This window comes from Streptomyces sp. CA-181903, from assembly GCF_050937075.1.
Lineage (GTDB): Bacteria > Actinomycetota > Actinomycetes > Streptomycetales > Streptomycetaceae > Streptomyces.
Genome location: NZ_JBNJLY010000001.1, coordinates 1,730,202 through 1,744,832, shown reverse-complemented (window position 1 = coordinate 1,744,832; position 14,631 = coordinate 1,730,202). Strand labels below are relative to the sequence as shown.

General features: G+C 71.5%; 17 protein-coding genes. 5 read left to right on the top strand and 12 right to left on the bottom strand.

Features of this window, described 5'->3' with window-relative positions:
• Window positions 1-24 precede the first annotated feature (24 nt).
• Window positions 25-726 carry a DUF4097 family beta strand repeat-containing protein gene (locus tag ACQEVS_RS07570; protein WP_433016956.1) on the top strand — a complete coding sequence of 234 codons (702 nt, stop codon included), beginning with the start codon at window positions 25-27 and terminating at the stop codon, window positions 724-726.
• A gap of 132 nt (window positions 727-858) precedes the next feature.
• On the opposite strand, the gene ACQEVS_RS07565 is transcribed toward ACQEVS_RS07570, so the two are convergent.
• Together ACQEVS_RS07565 and ACQEVS_RS07560 are read right to left on the bottom strand one after the other, a co-directional pair.
• A complete protein-coding gene (locus ACQEVS_RS07565) occupies window positions 859-1,956 on the bottom strand; it encodes a hypothetical protein (protein WP_433016953.1) in 1,098 nt (365 codons plus the stop codon).
• An 824-nt stretch (window positions 1,957-2,780) separates the two neighbouring features.
• Complete coding sequence (locus ACQEVS_RS07560; RefSeq protein WP_433016950.1) at window positions 2,781-3,206, bottom strand: pyridoxamine 5'-phosphate oxidase family protein; 426 nt, start codon at window positions 3,204-3,206, stop codon at window positions 2,781-2,783.
• A 346-nt stretch (window positions 3,207-3,552) separates the two neighbouring features.
• Here ACQEVS_RS07560 and ACQEVS_RS07555 point away from each other — a divergent pair, with 346 nt between their 5' ends.
• Together ACQEVS_RS07555 and ACQEVS_RS07550 are read left to right on the top strand one after the other, a co-directional pair.
• A complete protein-coding gene (locus tag ACQEVS_RS07555; protein ID WP_433016947.1) occupies window positions 3,553-4,545 on the top strand; it encodes an ABC transporter ATP-binding protein in 993 nt (330 codons plus the stop codon).
• Complete coding sequence (locus ACQEVS_RS07550; RefSeq protein WP_433016944.1) at window positions 4,545-5,270, top strand: ABC transporter permease; 726 nt, start codon at window positions 4,545-4,547, stop codon at window positions 5,268-5,270. The genes ACQEVS_RS07555 and ACQEVS_RS07550 overlap by 1 nt, the downstream gene beginning before the upstream one ends.
• A gap of 53 nt (window positions 5,271-5,323) precedes the next feature.
• Here ACQEVS_RS07550 and ACQEVS_RS07545 read toward each other — a convergent pair whose 3' ends face one another.
• The 7 genes from ACQEVS_RS07545 to ACQEVS_RS07515 form a co-directional block, all read right to left on the bottom strand.
• On the bottom strand, window positions 5,324-6,205 hold the full coding sequence (locus ACQEVS_RS07545; RefSeq protein ID WP_433016941.1) for an alpha/beta fold hydrolase: 882 nt from the start codon (window positions 6,203-6,205) through the stop codon (window positions 5,324-5,326).
• Window positions 6,206-6,388: 183 nt separating this feature from the next.
• Window positions 6,389-6,967 (bottom strand): TetR/AcrR family transcriptional regulator, encoded by a 579-nt coding sequence (locus tag ACQEVS_RS07540; protein ID WP_433016938.1) that lies wholly within the window; start codon window positions 6,965-6,967, stop codon window positions 6,389-6,391.
• 96 nt (window positions 6,968-7,063) lie between these two features.
• Window positions 7,064-7,537 carry a hypothetical protein gene (locus ACQEVS_RS07535; RefSeq protein ID WP_433016935.1) on the bottom strand — a complete coding sequence of 158 codons (474 nt, stop codon included), beginning with the start codon at window positions 7,535-7,537 and terminating at the stop codon, window positions 7,064-7,066.
• Window positions 7,534-8,025, bottom strand: coding sequence for an FAD-dependent monooxygenase (locus ACQEVS_RS07530; RefSeq protein ID WP_433016932.1), 492 nt, complete (start codon window positions 8,023-8,025; stop codon window positions 7,534-7,536). Before ACQEVS_RS07530 ends, ACQEVS_RS07535 begins: the two co-directional genes overlap by 4 nt.
• A 75-nt stretch (window positions 8,026-8,100) precedes the next feature.
• Window positions 8,101-8,301, bottom strand: a complete 201-nt coding sequence (locus ACQEVS_RS07525) for a hypothetical protein (RefSeq protein ID WP_433016929.1) — start codon at window positions 8,299-8,301, stop codon at window positions 8,101-8,103.
• A 288-nt stretch (window positions 8,302-8,589) separates the two neighbouring features.
• Entirely contained in the window at window positions 8,590-8,745 is a 156-nt protein-coding gene (locus ACQEVS_RS07520) for a hypothetical protein (protein WP_433016926.1), read from the bottom strand.
• On the bottom strand, window positions 8,742-9,044 hold the full coding sequence (locus tag ACQEVS_RS07515; RefSeq protein ID WP_433016923.1) for a hypothetical protein: 303 nt from the start codon (window positions 9,042-9,044) through the stop codon (window positions 8,742-8,744). Before ACQEVS_RS07515 ends, ACQEVS_RS07520 begins: the two co-directional genes overlap by 4 nt.
• 116 nt (window positions 9,045-9,160) lie before the next feature.
• On the opposite strand from ACQEVS_RS07515, the gene ACQEVS_RS07510 reads away from it, so the two are divergent.
• On the top strand, window positions 9,161-9,997 hold the full coding sequence (locus ACQEVS_RS07510; protein ID WP_433016920.1) for a helix-turn-helix domain-containing protein: 837 nt from the start codon (window positions 9,161-9,163) through the stop codon (window positions 9,995-9,997).
• Window positions 9,985-10,221 (top strand): DUF397 domain-containing protein, encoded by a 237-nt coding sequence (locus ACQEVS_RS07505; protein WP_433016917.1) that lies wholly within the window; start codon window positions 9,985-9,987, stop codon window positions 10,219-10,221. The genes ACQEVS_RS07510 and ACQEVS_RS07505 overlap by 13 nt, the downstream gene beginning before the upstream one ends.
• Here the strand turns inward: ACQEVS_RS07505 and ACQEVS_RS07500 are convergent.
• The 3 genes from ACQEVS_RS07500 to ACQEVS_RS07490 all read right to left on the bottom strand — a co-directional run bounded on the left by ACQEVS_RS07500 (window position 10,202) and on the right by ACQEVS_RS07490 (window position 13,954).
• On the bottom strand, window positions 10,202-11,674 hold the full coding sequence (locus ACQEVS_RS07500; protein WP_433016914.1) for a hypothetical protein: 1,473 nt from the start codon (window positions 11,672-11,674) through the stop codon (window positions 10,202-10,204). The two genes, ACQEVS_RS07505 and ACQEVS_RS07500, sit on opposite strands and share 20 nt — an antisense overlap.
• A 52-nt stretch (window positions 11,675-11,726) precedes the next feature.
• Window positions 11,727-12,779, bottom strand: a complete 1,053-nt coding sequence (locus tag ACQEVS_RS07495) for a glycosyltransferase family 4 protein (RefSeq protein ID WP_433027350.1) — start codon at window positions 12,777-12,779, stop codon at window positions 11,727-11,729.
• Window positions 12,780-12,940: 161 nt separating this feature from the next.
• Entirely contained in the window at window positions 12,941-13,954 is a 1,014-nt protein-coding gene (locus ACQEVS_RS07490) for a hypothetical protein (RefSeq protein WP_433016912.1), read from the bottom strand.
• Window positions 13,955-14,631: the final 677 nt, after the last annotated feature.

Sequence of the window (14,631 nt, the reverse complement as noted above, 5' to 3'; positions counted from 1 at the left end):
GCCCGTACCTGGAGCCCGTACCCCATGTTCCGCAACCGCCTCTCCGTTCTCGCCCTTTCCGGGGGCGCCCTGAGTGCCGCCCTGTTGGTGACGGGGTGTTCGCTGACCGATGGTCCGACGAAGAAGGCGGAGCGTACGTATACCGTGCGGGGGAAGGTCACGGTGATCGACGCCCAGACGCTCGGCGGGGACATCAAGGTGCGTCCGCTCGCCGAGGGGGCGGACAAGGTGCAGGTGACCGAGCGGTACGAGTACAGCGGGCCGAAGCCGAACCCCGAACACAGCCTGACGGACGGGCGGTTCGTGGTGAAGAAGGCGGACTGCGGCTCCTCGCACCGGTGTACGGTGCACCTCACCGTACTCGCGCCGCCCACCGTCGCCGTCGAGCTCAAGACCGCCGGCGGCGACATCACCGTCGACGGGACGTCCGGCGGCATCGATGCCGATACCAGTGGTGGGGACATCCACGTCGAGGACTCCGCGTCCCGTTCGGTCCGCGCGTTCACCCGGGGCGGGGATGTGACGGCCTCCTTCACGGCCGTGCCCGACGCGGTCGAAGGCCGGACGCAGGGCGGCAACGTCACCGTGCGGGTGCCCAAGGGGAGTTACGCGGTGGACGCGACCACGGCGGGCGGCAACCGGAAGGTCACCGTCCCCTCGACCGCCGGTGCCCCGCACCGGATCAAGGTGGCCACGCAGGGTGGGAACGTCTCCGTCACCCAATAGCGGTTCCCGAGCGCGGTGTTGGCGGGCCGGGGGACCGCGCTGCCGTCGCCCGGCGGCCGCCCGTGGCGCGCCGACCGTCCAGCCCCCACCCCCCCGTCGGGCCGCGCGGCAGGGGTCAGCGGCCTCGCGGGGTCACTTCTGCCACACGATCACGACGGCCCCGTCCTGACCGTCCGAGCCACGCTGCCCGGGGCCCCCGTGCAGACCGAGCATTCCGGCGCTGCCGTAGAGGACCGAGCCGTCGCCTCCGCGGCCCCCGGCGCCTCCCTCGCCTCCGTGGCCTCCGTCACCGCCCGCGCCGAAGCGGCGTTGGGCGCGTGCGACCGCTTCCCCGCCCGTACCTCCCTTGCCGACGATCCTGTTGGACTGGCGCTCCAGGCCGCCGTGGCCACCGGACGAGAGGGATCCGGGGGCACCGCCGTGCCCCTCCCTGCCCTCGTGCCCGTCGCCGCCCGCTCCGCCGCCGTTTCCGCCCGAGCCGGAAGCGGCCCCCGCGCAGGAGCTCGGCTCGCGGACGGCGGTGGCGTGGCCGCCGTGGCTGTGCTCGGGACCGCCCGTCCCGCCGGCGCCTCCGTAACCGCCGAAGGTTCCGCGGTAGGCGCCCCGGCCTCCGCCCGCGACCCCGTCGTTCGCCGTGGCCTTCTCCCCGCCCCTGCCGCCGTACGCCAGGAGCCAAGGCGCCAGGATGCCGACCGAGGTGGCCCCTCCGGGCTTGCCGTCGGAGCCCGCGGCGTTGCCGTGCCCGGCTCCGCCGTCGGAATGGGGACCTCCCGCAAGGCCGCCTTCGCCATGGCCGCTGCCACCCCCGCCGCCCGCGCCCCCTCGTCCGACCTGGACGGTGAAGTAGTCACCCGGGGGTACGGGGATCCGGCAGCTGACCATGCCACCACTGGCTCCTCCGCTGCCTCCCCCGCCGCTGGCCCCGTTTCCACCGGCGCCTCCCCCGCCGCCGGCGAGAGCTCCGGCGGCGATGGAGCCGTTACCGCCTCCGCCCCCGCCGCCTCCACCTTGGCCGCCGGCTCCGCCGCCCCCGCCCCCGCCCGCACCCCAGACGGTCACCATCGCGTGCTTCGCTTCCATGGGAATGTGCACTTTCTCCAGTTCCACCGGAGTGGTGATCACTACGGGCGGAGGGAGCGCGGCGTCCGCGCCCGCGGCCTCGGGAAGTGCCGCGAGGCTCGCCGCGGCCACCACCAACGCTCCCAGCAACTCCCTTGTGCGCAACGCCATTGACGACATACCTCCACTTGAGCGGACGGAACGGGAAAGGGCCGTGTCGGTCAGGAGGCGCCGACGCGTCGGACCGCAGCCCACCGCGAACCGTCGCGGCGGGGACAGCAGCCCGTCGCACCGCTCGGCGCGGGCAGCCGACCGTCGGCCTGGCGGGCGGGGGACGGCCGTCGGCCATGACAGCCGTCGGCACATGACGGCCGTCGGCCATGACGGCGAGGCCCGGCCGGGTGCCGGACAGCGTCTCTCCTGACCGCTGTCGTACCGGTGACCCGGCGGACCGGTCAAATGGTCCGATGGTCGGAACGCGGCGGGAATCGAAATGTCGCGCGGTGCTGGAACCCTTGGGTGATACTCGTGCGTCGTCCGATTCCGCCGCCTGTTCGGAACGGGCCCCGATCGTCCTTCGTCAAGGCTTCTCAGCGTGGCCGAAGCTCCGTGATCGACCGTAATGCGGACCGCAAAGCCGGTCGCCCGGTGGGGACTTGCTGCACATCCCCGCAGGTCGCAGGGGTTTTCACCCTGCCGCGCCGCCGTCCGGTCCCCTCCAGTGGGGCGCAGGGATCGGTTCCGGCGGGTGACCCCTGTCCACCTGCCACCGCCCGGCCACCCCATCGTTGCCACCGGTGTCGCGTTCTTGCCGGGCGGGTGGGGTGATGCGTCCGGGGCCCTGTGCGCCGGTCACCCGAGGCGGCCGGACGGCGGGCGGTGGGCCGGGTGTCGAGGGGTACCGCCGGGTGCCGGCCTCTCGCTCACAGCGGTGCGGGGCGATGGTGCTCGGTGCCCGCACCGCCGGGAGGTCGGGCCGCCGCCGCTGCCGTCGCTCAGAAGCCGCCCAGGTCGGCGGAGATCCAGTGTTCGGGGCGCATGAAGACGAGGACGTGCGCGCCGAGGCGCGTCCGGTCGTACTCGACGAAGCCGTCGACCTTGTCGGCCGGGAGGTAGCGCGCGGCCATCTCCCGGGAGCGCTCGGGGGCGTCCTCCTCGATCCTGGTCACCGGTCCCTCGACGGACACGTAGCGGACCGTCGGATCCGTCCGTTGCGCCATCAGGCTGAACCGGCCCGCCGCCCGGATCGCCTTCGCCTTCCGGGAGTCGGGCCCGGTACGGATCCACAGTTCGCCACCCGGCGTGTACTGGTACCAGATGGGGACGGTCAGCGGCGCGCGGTCCGGGCGTTCGGCCACCGACAGCGCGCCGATGTGAGGCTCGGCCAGAAACAGTTCACGTTCCCGCATCGTCAGTGTCATACCTACGACCCTAACGACGGCCGACGGTTTCGGCCCTCCGTGAGCGGAACCGTCATCGCGGCGCGCCGGCCCCTCCGACGCAGCGCATGAGCACAAGCACGCGCATGAGCAGGAGCACGAGCACGCGCATGGGGCATGAGCAGGAGCACGGGGGAAACGAGGACGCACCGGCAGGGGTTTCCCCACGGCCACTGTCGCCCACCACCATCGACCTACCGCACCGCACCGCACGGCACCGCACCCCGCGCACCGACGGAAATCACCCCTCCACGATGACGAATGTCCCGTCAGGGAGAGGCGGTTCGAATCTGCCGCGGCCGGGGGCGCGATCCCTAGGGTCGTCGGCATGACGCCATCAGTTCTCCCTCCCCGGGCCCCGAGGCAGGCCGGGACCGCCGTCGACTTGGCGGCCGTGCGCAAGAGTTACGGCGACGTCCACGCCGTCCGGGGCCTCGACCTGGCCGTCGACCGCGGTGAGACGGTCGCCCTGCTCGGCCCCAACGGCGCCGGGAAGTCCACCACCATCGCCCTCATGCTCGGGCTGCTGGCCCAGGACGGCGGGGACGTCAGCCTGCTGGGCCGCGCGCCGGAAGAGGCGGTGCGCGCCGGGCTGGTGGGCGCGATGCCGCAGGAAGGCGGGCTGATCCCGCGCGTCACCGTCCGGGAGCTCCTGTCGTTCGTCCGCGGCACCTACCCGGCTCCGATGCCGCTCGGCGAGGTCCTGGACGTCGCCCGGCTCACCGCGCTGGCCGACCGCCGCGTCGACAAGCTGTCCGGCGGGCAGGCCCAACGGGTGCGCTTCGCGCTGGCGTTGTGCGGTGACCCCGAGCTGATCGTGCTCGACGAGCCGACCGCCGCCCTGGACGTCACCGCGCGCCGCGAACTCTGGCAGGCCATGGCCGCCTACGCCGCCCGCGGCAACACCCTCCTCTTCTCCACCCACTACCTGGAGGAGGCCGACGAGTACGCCCGGCGGATCGTCGTCATCTCCCGGGGCACGGTCGTGGCCGACGGCAGCGGCGCCGAGCTGAAGAAGCGGGCCGGCGGCCGGCGGGTCAGTGTCGACCTCGACGGCCGGGAGCCGGGCGCCTTCAGGCGGGTGCCCGGCGTCACCGGCGTGGAGGTGCGCGGCGCGCGCGTCCACCTCACCACCGACGACGCCGACCTGACGGTCACGGCCCTGGCCCAGGGCGGCGCGCTGCGCCACGTCGAGGTCACCGGCGGCGGCCTCGACGAGGCGTTCGTCGCCCTCACCCGTTCGGAGACCGGTGACGTCCGTTCCGGGGCGGGCGGCGTCCGTTCCGGGACCGGCGGCACCCACGCAGGGAGTGTTCTGTAATGCTGCTCGGTTATCTGCGTCTGGAACTGCGCCGTACCGTCCGCGACGGCGGTTTCCTGATCATGTCCCTTGCCGCCCCGGTGGTGATGTATCTGCTCTTCAGCCACATGGGCAGCGGTCATCCCACGCACGCGGAGCAGGTGCGGACCCTGGCCGGGATGGCGGGTTTCGGTGCCCTCGGCGCGGTGATGACCGCGACCGGCGGCATCGCGGAGGACAAGAAGGCCGGCTGGCTGCGGCAGTTGCGGCTGACGCCGCTGCCCGCCGCGACGGTGGTGGTCGGGCGCGGGGTGAGCGCGATGTTCCTGGCGCTGCCCCCGGTGCTCGCGGTCGGGCTGCTGGCCGCCGTCGTCAACGGCGTCTCCCTGAGCGCCGCCGAGTGGGCGGGGCTGCTGGGAGTGCTGTGGCTGGGCATCGTGCCCATCGCCATGCTGGCCCTAGGCTGCGGCTACCTGGTCGAGGGCGCCAAGGCGCACTCCGTGGGACTGGCCTCCTACCTGCTGCTCGCCATGGCCGGCGGCCTCTTGATCGACACCGCGGACCTGCCGCACTGGCTGTCCCGGATCTCGGGCGCGACGCCCGTCAACCGCTACAAGGAGATCGCCTCCGACCTCGCCCTCGGCCACACCCCGACCATGACCGCCCTGGCCGTCCTGCTCGTGTGGAGCGCGGGTCTCACCGCCTTCGCCGTCCTCGGCTACCGCAGGGGCGGCGCGACGGCCTGAGACGGGGCCCCGTGCCGCCCGCGCCGGCGGCCCGGGGCGCTCCCGTCGCCCGGCTACGCGTGCGCGGCCAGGAAGGGCAGTACGACGTCGGCCATCTCGTCGGGTACCTCCTCGGCGAGGTCGTGCCCGGCGTCGAAGACGTGGCCGGTGACGTCGTGGGCGAACAGCCGCATCTGGGACTCGTTGCGGTCGCCGATGAAGGCCGAGCCGCCGAGGGCCAGCACCGGGATGTCCAGCTTGTGCCGGGCCGCCTGCCGGTTCTGTTCGGCGTCGACGAGCATCGCCCGGTAGACGGCCAGCATCGCGCGGATGCCGCCGGGCATGGAGTAGCAGCGCACGTACTCCTCGATCGCGTCGGGGGTGGCGGTGTCCGGGTGGCTGCGCTCGTTCTTGATCATGTAAGTGATCAGCTCGCGTTCGTGTCCGGCGATGAGCATCTCGGGCACGTCCGGCTGGAAGTAGAAGCCCAGGTGCCAAAGGTGCATGCCGGACGAGACGTTCTCGCGCGTGAGCGCGGTGTGGTCCTCGAAGCCGAACCCGGGGAACAGCGCTTCGGCGAAGACCAGGGCGCGCGCGTGGGCGCGGTGCCGGGCGGCCAGCTGGTAGCCGATCACGGCGCCCCAGTCCTCTCCGATCACGCTGTAGGTGTCGTGCCCGAGGCGGGCCATCAGCGCGGCGATGTCGTCGCTCATCGTCGCGGAGTCGTAGCCGTCCGCGGGACGGGCGGAGTCGCCGAGGCCGCGGAGGTCGGGCACGACGACGGTGTGGTGCGGCGTCAGCTTGGGGACGAGGTGACGCCAGTGGTAGCCGGTCTTCGGTATGCCGTGCAGCAGCACGACCGCCGGGCCGGATCCGGCCGTCCGGTAGTGCAGGCTCGTCCCGTTGACGGCGGCACGGCCCGTGCGGACGGGAGCCTTGCGGTGGTCGAGGATCATTCTTCCGCCTTTCCTGTCTTGGGTGCCCCGGCGTCTCTTGGGTGCCCGGCGTCGTTCCGGTCGCGCCCGCGGCCCGTTCCGGCGGCCCGTCCGGACCGCCCGCCGCTCTAACTGGATCGTGCGATACAGAATCCGGGCGTGAAAAAGCCGGGCGTGAAAAATTCAGTCGGGCGTGGTCGGCAGTCAGTCGAGCGTGGTCAGGGCGACCTCCACGAGAGGTTCCAGGGCGCGGGCGTCCGGCGTGATCTTCGCGGAGACGAGAAGCCCGTTGAGGAACGTGACGAGGAAGGCGGCCAGGGTGTGCGCGTCGTGCCGCGGCGAGATCTCGCCGCGTTCCGCGGCCTCGCGCAGCAGGTCGGTGAGCGCGTCCTGATTGGCGCCGAGCACATCCCGTACGACGCGCCGGGTCGGCCGGTCCTCCGGCAGGCGCTCGGTGGCGGCGTTGACCAGCAGGCAGCCCCGCCCGCCGTGTCCGACGGCGATCCGGATCCGCTCGACCAGCAGGGCGCGGATCGCCGAGCGGGCGTCCTCGCCCTCTTCGAGCCCGCTCAGGGCCTCCGCCGCGAAGGTGGTGCGGTAGTGCTCCAGTGCGGCCCGGTACAGGCCGTCCTTGTCGCCGAACGCCGCGTACAGGGACCCCTGTCCGATCCCGAGGTGCCGGGTGAGATCGCGCACCGAGGTCGCCTCGTACCCGCGCGTCCAGAACAGCTCCATCGCGCGGCTCACCACCGCCTCGGTGTCGAACTCCCGGGTCCTCGCCATGCGCCCACCGTAGCCTTTCTGGATCGAGCGATCAAGAATGGGTTGGGGGTCTGGAATCACGGCAGACGCCGGCCGTAGTCCGTACGGCCGTACGGACTACGACCGGGCGGGGCGCTCTCTCCGCGATCTCCTCCGCGCGCTTCCGCGTCGCCTTGCCGGGCCGCGTGGTGACGGAATGACGTCGGCCGTCCGCCCGGCGCCGGACGGGAAGGCCCCCGGAAACCGGGAGAACGGCCGGGCACGGGCGCGGCGCACGCCGCCCGGTGGCTGGTTCAGCCCGGCGAGGAACTCGCTCAGCAGGCGGTTCGCCGTACCCGGTTCGAAGAGGCGGGCGAGCTCCGCGCGGGCGATCCGGTGGCGGAACTCACCTCGGTAGGACGCGTCGCCGGCGTTGTGGATCAGACCGGTCCACCACGCCGCGAACGCCTGGTAGTTCCACACATGGCGCAGGCACGTCGGGGAGTAGGCGTCGAGCAGGGACGTGTCGCGGTCGTGGGCCTGGCGGTGGACGACGGCGTTCGCGAAGACCTCGGCGTCGTGCAGGGCCAGGTTCATGCCCTTCGCGCTCATCGGGGGACGATGTGGGCGGCGTCCCCGAGCAGGTACAGTCGGCCGTGGCTCATCGGGCTGTGCACCACGGCGCGCAGCGGCACCAGTTGTGCGCTGCTGATCGGGCCCCGGGAGGCCGTGGGTTCCCCGAAGCGGGTTTCGAGCTCGTCCCAGATTCTTTCCTCGGTCCACTCCGCGAGTGTGCTGGTGGGCGGGCACTGGAGGTAGAACCGGCTCGCGTGCGGGCCGCGGCCGAACTGTCCGGCGTACCCGTGCGGGTGCAGCGCCATCAGGGTCTGGTGACGGGCGGGAACCTCCGCGAGGACGGTCAGCCACGAGTACCCGTACGCGTGCGAGTACCGGGTCAGGCTCTCCTCGGGGACGGCCGTCCTGCTCACACCGTGGTCTCCGTCGCATCCGGCGACGAACTCACAGCGGATGACCTTCGTCGAACCGGTGCCGTCCCGGTAGCGGACGAGGGCGGACGGCCCGTCGGCGATGTTCTCCAACGAGACGTCGGCGGCGCCGAAGCGGAGGTCTCCGCCGTCGCCGACGAAGACGTCGATCGCGGGCCCGGGGGACGGTCAGCCGACGACCCGCTGGCCGTCGTAGATGCCGCCGACACAGACCCTCACGGTGGGCGAGATCGCGCGGACGTCCCCGCCGCCGAGCATGCACTGGTTGGCCGTGACGGTCGTGGGCGCGGCGGCCGTGGCCGATCCCGTGATTCCTGCCAGGGAGACGGTGATGAGTGCCGCGAAAACGGCGGCGACGATACGGCGCATGTCGACTCCTTCCAGCCGGGGAGCGCGGTGAACTCGGCTCCCCCAGGCTCGTGAACTCGTTGTCCCACTCTGACGACTTCCGGTCCACGGCTGTTGACGGGCAGCCCTCGTGTGAGTGACCGCATTCGCTCGATCGGGTGGCCGCGGGCCGCCCCGGCGCGGGTATGCGGCGTGGTGCGTGCCGGGTGCCGGGTGCCGGGTGCCGGGGCGGGCCGGAGTCCGCTGGGCGCCGGTGGCCCGGAGCGGCTCCGGGGAGCATCACCTTGCGCACAGGGCCCGCTCGCCCCTTCAGTGGGACCGGCGGAGGTGGCGGCCCATCTCCGCCGTCAGCTCCACCGCCGCCTCCCGGTCACCTGCCCGCCAGGCGCGGTAGTACAGCTCCTTGATCCGCCTGCACTCCGCGCAGCCGCCCCCCGGCCTGTAGCCTGCCGCCCGGTCGCTCACCGCAGGCCGTCCCGGCGGCGGCTGCGCGCGTTCGCCGCCGCGACGCGCGGACTCAGGGTCTCCGGCCGCGTCGCCTTGTACGCGCGCAGCGCGGCGGCCAGCGTCCGCGCCTCCTCCCCGCCCAGCGGGTCCAGGATCGACACGAACACCCGGCCGTGCAGCGGCGGTTCCGGTGTCACGCGCACGTCCAGTCCGTACGACGCGAGCACGTCGCGCAGCTCGGCCGCCACGCGGGCGGCGGCCTCCCTGAGGGCGGGGAGGTCGGAGGTGGCGTCGGGGCAGCGGTGGTCTCTGGGCATGTGGAGGTACTCCCTGGGGTGGGGTTGCCGTGATTCCGTTCTCAGCTTCGCGCAGTGGCGCTACGCTCACCAGCGGTAACGTTTTCAGCATCGCTACGCGTAAACGGACGGCAGCCGTGCCCCCACCGAAGCAGCTCGACCCCTTCAGGTCCCTGCCCGCCCTGTACGGCTCGAAGTTGAGAAGACTTCGCCGGAGAGCCGGGTGGACCCAAAGGCAGCTGGGGGGCAAAGTCCCCATCGCCCATAGCCGGATTGCCCAGTTCGAACTCGGCAAGGAGGTCCCCAGCAAGAAGGTCTCGGACCGACTGGATGAGCTGCTGGGGGCCGACGGGGACCTGATCGAGCTCAGGGAGTACATCGAGAGAGCGCCCATCCCCGACTGGTTCCGGAAGTATCTGGAGTACGAGGCGAAGGCCATCGCCATGCACAAGTACCTGGCGCACAGCATCCCCGGACTCTTGCAGACCGAGGCATACGCCAGGGAGTTGATGGGACGAGGCCAGCCCTGGCTGTCCAAGGGCGAGCTCGACGCAAAGGTCGCGGCGCGGCTGGGCCGCCAGAAAATCCTTCGCCGGGCGGACCCGCCTCTGCTGTGGGTGGTGTTGGACGAGGCGGTCGTTCGGCGTCCGGTTGGCGGCCCCGCCGTCATGCGTGACCAACTACTCCATGTCCTGGACGCGGCGAAGGCGCCCAGTGTCGAAGTGCAGGTTCTGCCCTTCTCGGCGGGCTGCCACTCGGCCATGGGCGGATCGTTGACCTTGCTGTCTTTCAGGAACGCTCCCCGCATGGCTTACCTCGAAGGCGGCTTGCAAGGCCAGCTCGTGAGAGATGGGATGACGGTGGCGCGGCACTCCCACCGCTACGACCTGGTCCGCGCCGCGGCGTTGCCCATCGGCCCGTCGATCGCCATGATCGAGCGAATTGTGGAGGAGTACGACGCATGCACGAGCTGATCCATGCGGAGTGGTGCAAAAGCAGTTACAGCGACGGTGAGGGTGATTGCATCGAAGCGTCGAACGACATACCTGGCCTCGTCTCGATAAGAGATAGCAAGTACCCGTACTCCTCCCGGATGCACTTCCCCACCCCTACCTGGCGCGCCTTCACCCACGCCCTCCGCTCCGGAGCGCTGACGCGCCCCGGAGCGGAGGCGTCACTCACGCCCGTACGTGGATGAGCGTCGACGGAGACGTCTGGTCGCCCACCTGGAAGGTGAGGGCCAGGTCCTGCGGAACCGGTGCGTCCGGGAGGGCCTTGATCGCGACCCAGGCGGCGGACGTCGCGCCCTTGCCGTGGAGGGCGAGGTAGACGCCCTCGAAGGTGAGGGCCTGCCCGCCGTCCTGGAGGGTGCCGGTGTAGGTCGTGGTGGAGAGGCGGGCGTCCATGACGGTGAGTTGGTAGCCGCCTTCGGGGACGAAGGCGAGGCCCCGGCAGGAGGGGAGGGTCACCCGTACCTTCTGCGACGGAATGGCGCCGTCGGAGTCGGCAAGCAGTTGGATGCCCGGGTAGCGGGTCTCGCCGGCGCGGGTCGCCGTGATGGGTGAGCCGCCGGGGGAGAGGGTGAAGCGGGAGGCGGCGGGTCCGACCCGCAGGTCGACCTGGCCGCTGAGATCCGTACCGCGCAGTTGCGCGGTGATCTGCATGGGACCGTCCTGGGGGCCGGCCTGAAGTGTGCCGGCGGGGACGGTGAGCCAGCCGCCCGCGTCCGTCTTGCCGGGGTACGTCAGCGGGGCCTGGCCGCCGTAGGAGAAGTGGGAGCCGGTGGAGTGGGGTTCCAGGCGGAGGACGACGTCCTGGCCCGAGAGGGGCTGGTTGGTCTCGTCGAGGAAGCGGAGGCGGAAGGCGCTGAAGGGGGTGTCCTTCGGGGCGGTGAGGGGGTTGGCGGCGGAGCTTTCCGGATCGGTGCCGGCGATGCGGTAGTCGTGGCCGGGGGCCGAGAGCCGTACGGCGACGCAGGCGAGCATGGTGCCCGTCCAGTAGCCGTCGGCGGTCTCGTCGGTGAAGGCGAGGTACGCGTCGGGGGACTGGGCGACGAAGGACCTCTGGTACTTCTTCCACTGTCGGCGCCAGCTGCCGCCGGGGATGGGGTCGTTGCGCGCCTGGGGGACGGCGATGTAGTCGCTGTCGAGCGACTTGCCGCCCTCGCGGAGCCTGCCGTCGGTGACGCTGTAGTGCATCGAGGTGTAGTGCGGCGGCTCGTTGTACCAGGGGGAGCTGGCCCAGAAGGTGACGTCGTACTGGGCGCCGGGGATCAGGCCGGTGAGGTGCTGGCCGACGAAGCCGTGGCGGGCGTTACCGCGGCCGACCAGGTCGACGGAGTTGCTGCCGTCGACCTCGCCCGCGGCGTCGCTCTGGGCGAAGGAGTACTCGTGATTGTCGACGTCGATGTAGTCGCCGGGGTTGGCGCCGGGCTGGCCGTTGCTGTTGCCGCTGGCGCCGTAGTCCCAGTAGATGAGGCGGACGTTGTCGCCGCCGACGGCCACGGCCTGGCTGAAGCCGCACTCGGTGGCGTTGAAGCGGGGGCCGGCCTGGAAGCCGCCGTCCTTGACCAGGTTGGGGTTCCGTCCTTCGACGGGTGCGACGGGCGGGGCGGCGGAGTCGTCGTTCGGGGCAGGGGCGTTCGACGGCATGGAGGTCCTCCTTCGCTGGAGCGTGTGAACGGTTGTGACGCGTCGCTTCCGGCTATCTCGCGGAGAGGGGAACGGGCGCCGGCGGCGCGCCCGCGACGTGGAAGGAGCGCCGGCGCCGGGCGTCGTACAGCGACTCGACCGCCTCGCACCAGAGGTCGAGGTCGGGGGTGGCGCTCAGTTCGTCGGAACGGGCTTTCGCGCGATGGGAGGCGCGTTCCCATTTCACCGGGTCTTTGAGTGAACCCAGCGCGTGCAGCCATGCGTTGAGGTCGTCGCGGTAGGCGAAGATTCCCGCGTCGCCGAGGGATTCGACGAGGCCGGGCGTCGGATGGGCGATCACCGGAATGCCGGAGGCCATCGCCTCGACGGCGACGCGTCCCCAGGATTCGTAGAGGCTCGGCATCAGCATGACGCGGGAGCGGCTGTAGACGTGTTCGCGCATGTCGTTTCCGGGGACGCCGTCGGCGACCTCGCAGTTGGGGAGGCGGGTCGGCGGCAGCACCTGCGTTCCGTAGGAGCCCTTGACGCCGAGGAAGCGCCATTCGGGTGTCCAGGCGGCGATCTGCCAGAAGAGGTCGCCGCCTTTGTCCGGGTTGAGGTTGACGAGGGTGGCGTGGTCGCCGGGTTCGGTGCGGTAGTCCTCCGCGATGACCGGAGGGCGGACGACGATCGTGCGGCCGGGCAGGAATTCGGCGGGATAGCGGGCGTAGTGGATCTCGCCGTCCCGTCGGATCCACTCGCTGTTGTAGACGACGAGATCGGCGCCGGCCGCGTTGTGGTAGCTCGTGGCGAAATTGTCGTGGCAGATCACGACCACGGGTATCTGCCGGGCGCGGGCGAGACCGGAGACGAGCGGGACGTTCTCGAAATGGGAGAGGAGCACGTCCGCGCTCTGCGCCTCGGTGGCGAAGTCGGAGCCCTCCTGGAAAGGGACGACCCGTACTCCGTCGATCTCGTAGCTCTCCTCGATGGTTCCGGGGTGCGAGAGCCAGACCGTCACGCGGTGACCGCGTTCCGCCAGGGGCCTGAGCATCGAGTGCAGCATCCATTCGGATCCCGCGTTGTGGGCCGGGGGATATCCGTACACCCGGGCCATGACGGTCATGCTGCCCGGTTTCTTGGGGAGGACGGGCCTGGGCGGGCGGGTGGCCGTCACCGGGTCCACGGGCTGGTGCTCCTTCCGTGCGTACACGCTCGGGCTCGGGCTCGGGCTCTGACTTGTGCTCGGTCCCAGGCTCGGACTCGCGCTTGGGCTCGGGCTCACACTCACCAGGGCCGCGCGTCCACGATGACGGGTGTGGAGCGGGCGGTGCGGACGCCGACGCAGAAGGTGAGGGCGGTCGGCTCTTTGGGCGGGGCGGAGAGATCCGGTTGCGGGGCGTCGGCCGACTCGGCTTTCACGGCGACCCAGACCGTCGATTCCGTATCCGTCCCGGAGAGGAACAGGTTGACGCCGGGGAAGAGGAGCGCCTGTCCGTCCGTCGACGCGTGGCCGGGGAACACATGTTGCGTGCCCTGCCGGTCCTGCACGGTGAGTCCGTAATTCGGGCCGCCCTCGGCGAAGAAGCGCAGCCCCTTTTCCCGGGGCAGGGCGACGTAGACGTCCTGCGGGGAGACCGTCCCGTCGTCGTCCGCCCGGACCCGTACACCCGGGTAACCGACCGGGTGGTCGTGGTCGAGCGTCACGTCGGGCGGGCCGCCGGGGAATACGGAGAAGGGGATTTCGTCGACGATCCTGACGGGAGTGGAGGAGGCGGCCACCTCACCCAGGCAGAAGGTGAGACCGGTGCTCGCGGGACGGGCGCTGTCGGTCGCGGTCACCGCGACCCAGGCCGTCGATTTCGCTCCTTTCGCGGGCAGGCCCGGGTCGACGCCCTGGAAGGTGAGGGAATGGCCGTCCGGTGACGGAGTCCCGGGGTAAGTGGTCGCCTTTCCATGGGTGTTCAGAACCGTCAGAAGACAGTTGGTGCCGCCTTCCGCGTGGAAATCCAGACCCATGCCACGGGGGAGGGCGACGTAGACGTCGAGCGGCGGGACCGGCTCGTCGCCGGTGGACTCCATGCGTATGCCCGGATATCCGGTCTCGCCGCCGACCGCCAGGACGACGTCGGGGGGCCCGCCCGGGGTCACGGTGAAGGGCGCGGTGGGAGTCGGCACTTCGGTGGGGGGCGGTGTCTCGATGGATGCCGGCGCCTCGGTGGAGGTCGGCGCCTCGGCGGAAATCGGTGTTTGGGCGGGGGTCGGTGCTTCGGCGGGGGGCGGGGAGGCGTTTTCGGGCATGACGTTTCCCTCCTCTGTTCTTCCTTTCGGGTTTCCGTGGACGGCGCGGGCCGGGCGGCCGGTCCCGGAATTCCGCTCGGACGGCGGGGAGTTCGCCCGGAGGATTCCGGTTCCGGTGCCGCGCGGAGCCTTGGGGGGAACGCGCCGTGCACGCCGGCACGCAGAGCGATGCCGCCCTCCCCAAGGCCGGTCCGCCGCCTTCGATGTCCCGGTTCCGCCCCCGCGCACAGGGCGAAGTGCCCCACTTTGCCGCTCGCGAGGTGGAGTGAAACGGAGCGGAGCCGGATGCGGGACAGGGGGTGACGGGCCTTCGCCGTGTCGAACCAGGCTGACGCGGGCCGGACGTTGGCGAAAGGGGTGGAGACCGTACAAAAATGCGTCCCTGCCACAATTGCCCACCCCCGCTCCTGATCCCACCGGTCTCATCCGCCCTACCCGCCCGCCGGCTCCCACCGGCTTCCCCACACGAGCCTCAACGAGCACCCGCGCTCCACCGTTGACCAGGGCATCACGGCGCGGGGTGCCAGAGGATGGCCGGGACCTATGGGGGCGGAACAGGCCATGCGGGATGGTTGGTTCCGCTGGTGGTGGCCGGTGCGGTGGCCGGTGGCTGGCGGTTGGTTGGTGGGCGGCGGTTGGTTGGTCGGTGGTGATCGGCGGGCGGTCGGCGAACGGCC

What these genes read in the sequence shown, in the direction of transcription:
- ACQEVS_RS07515 (WP_433016923.1), bottom strand. Translation starts at nt 9,044, where the DNA reads ATGCCCAGAGACCACCGCTGCCCCGACGCCACCTCCGACCTCCCCGCC.
- ACQEVS_RS07545 (WP_433016941.1), bottom strand. Translation starts at nt 6,205, where the DNA reads ATGATCCTCGACCACCGCAAGGCTCCCGTCCGCACGGGCCGTGCCGCC.
- ACQEVS_RS07535 (WP_433016935.1), bottom strand. Translation starts at nt 7,537, where the DNA reads ATGAGCGCGAAGGGCATGAACCTGGCCCTGCACGACGCCGAGGTCTTC.
- ACQEVS_RS07525 (WP_433016929.1), bottom strand. Translation starts at nt 8,301, where the DNA reads ATGCGCCGTATCGTCGCCGCCGTTTTCGCGGCACTCATCACCGTCTCC.
- ACQEVS_RS07565 (WP_433016953.1), bottom strand. Translation starts at nt 1,956, where the DNA reads ATGGCGTTGCGCACAAGGGAGTTGCTGGGAGCGTTGGTGGTGGCCGCG.
- ACQEVS_RS07570 (WP_433016956.1), top strand. Translation starts at nt 25, where the DNA reads ATGTTCCGCAACCGCCTCTCCGTTCTCGCCCTTTCCGGGGGCGCCCTG.
- ACQEVS_RS07505 (WP_433016917.1), top strand. Translation starts at nt 9,985, where the DNA reads ATGCACGAGCTGATCCATGCGGAGTGGTGCAAAAGCAGTTACAGCGAC.
- ACQEVS_RS07500 (WP_433016914.1), bottom strand. Translation starts at nt 11,674, where the DNA reads ATGCCGTCGAACGCCCCTGCCCCGAACGACGACTCCGCCGCCCCGCCC.
- ACQEVS_RS07540 (WP_433016938.1), bottom strand. Translation starts at nt 6,967, where the DNA reads ATGGCGAGGACCCGGGAGTTCGACACCGAGGCGGTGGTGAGCCGCGCG.
- ACQEVS_RS07495 (WP_433027350.1), bottom strand. Translation starts at nt 12,779, where the DNA reads ATGACCGTCATGGCCCGGGTGTACGGATATCCCCCGGCCCACAACGCG.
- ACQEVS_RS07490 (WP_433016912.1), bottom strand. Translation starts at nt 13,954, where the DNA reads ATGCCCGAAAACGCCTCCCCGCCCCCCGCCGAAGCACCGACCCCCGCC.
- ACQEVS_RS07560 (WP_433016950.1), bottom strand. Translation starts at nt 3,206, where the DNA reads ATGACACTGACGATGCGGGAACGTGAACTGTTTCTGGCCGAGCCTCAC.
- ACQEVS_RS07550 (WP_433016944.1), top strand. Translation starts at nt 4,545, where the DNA reads ATGCTGCTCGGTTATCTGCGTCTGGAACTGCGCCGTACCGTCCGCGAC.
- ACQEVS_RS07555 (WP_433016947.1), top strand. Translation starts at nt 3,553, where the DNA reads ATGACGCCATCAGTTCTCCCTCCCCGGGCCCCGAGGCAGGCCGGGACC.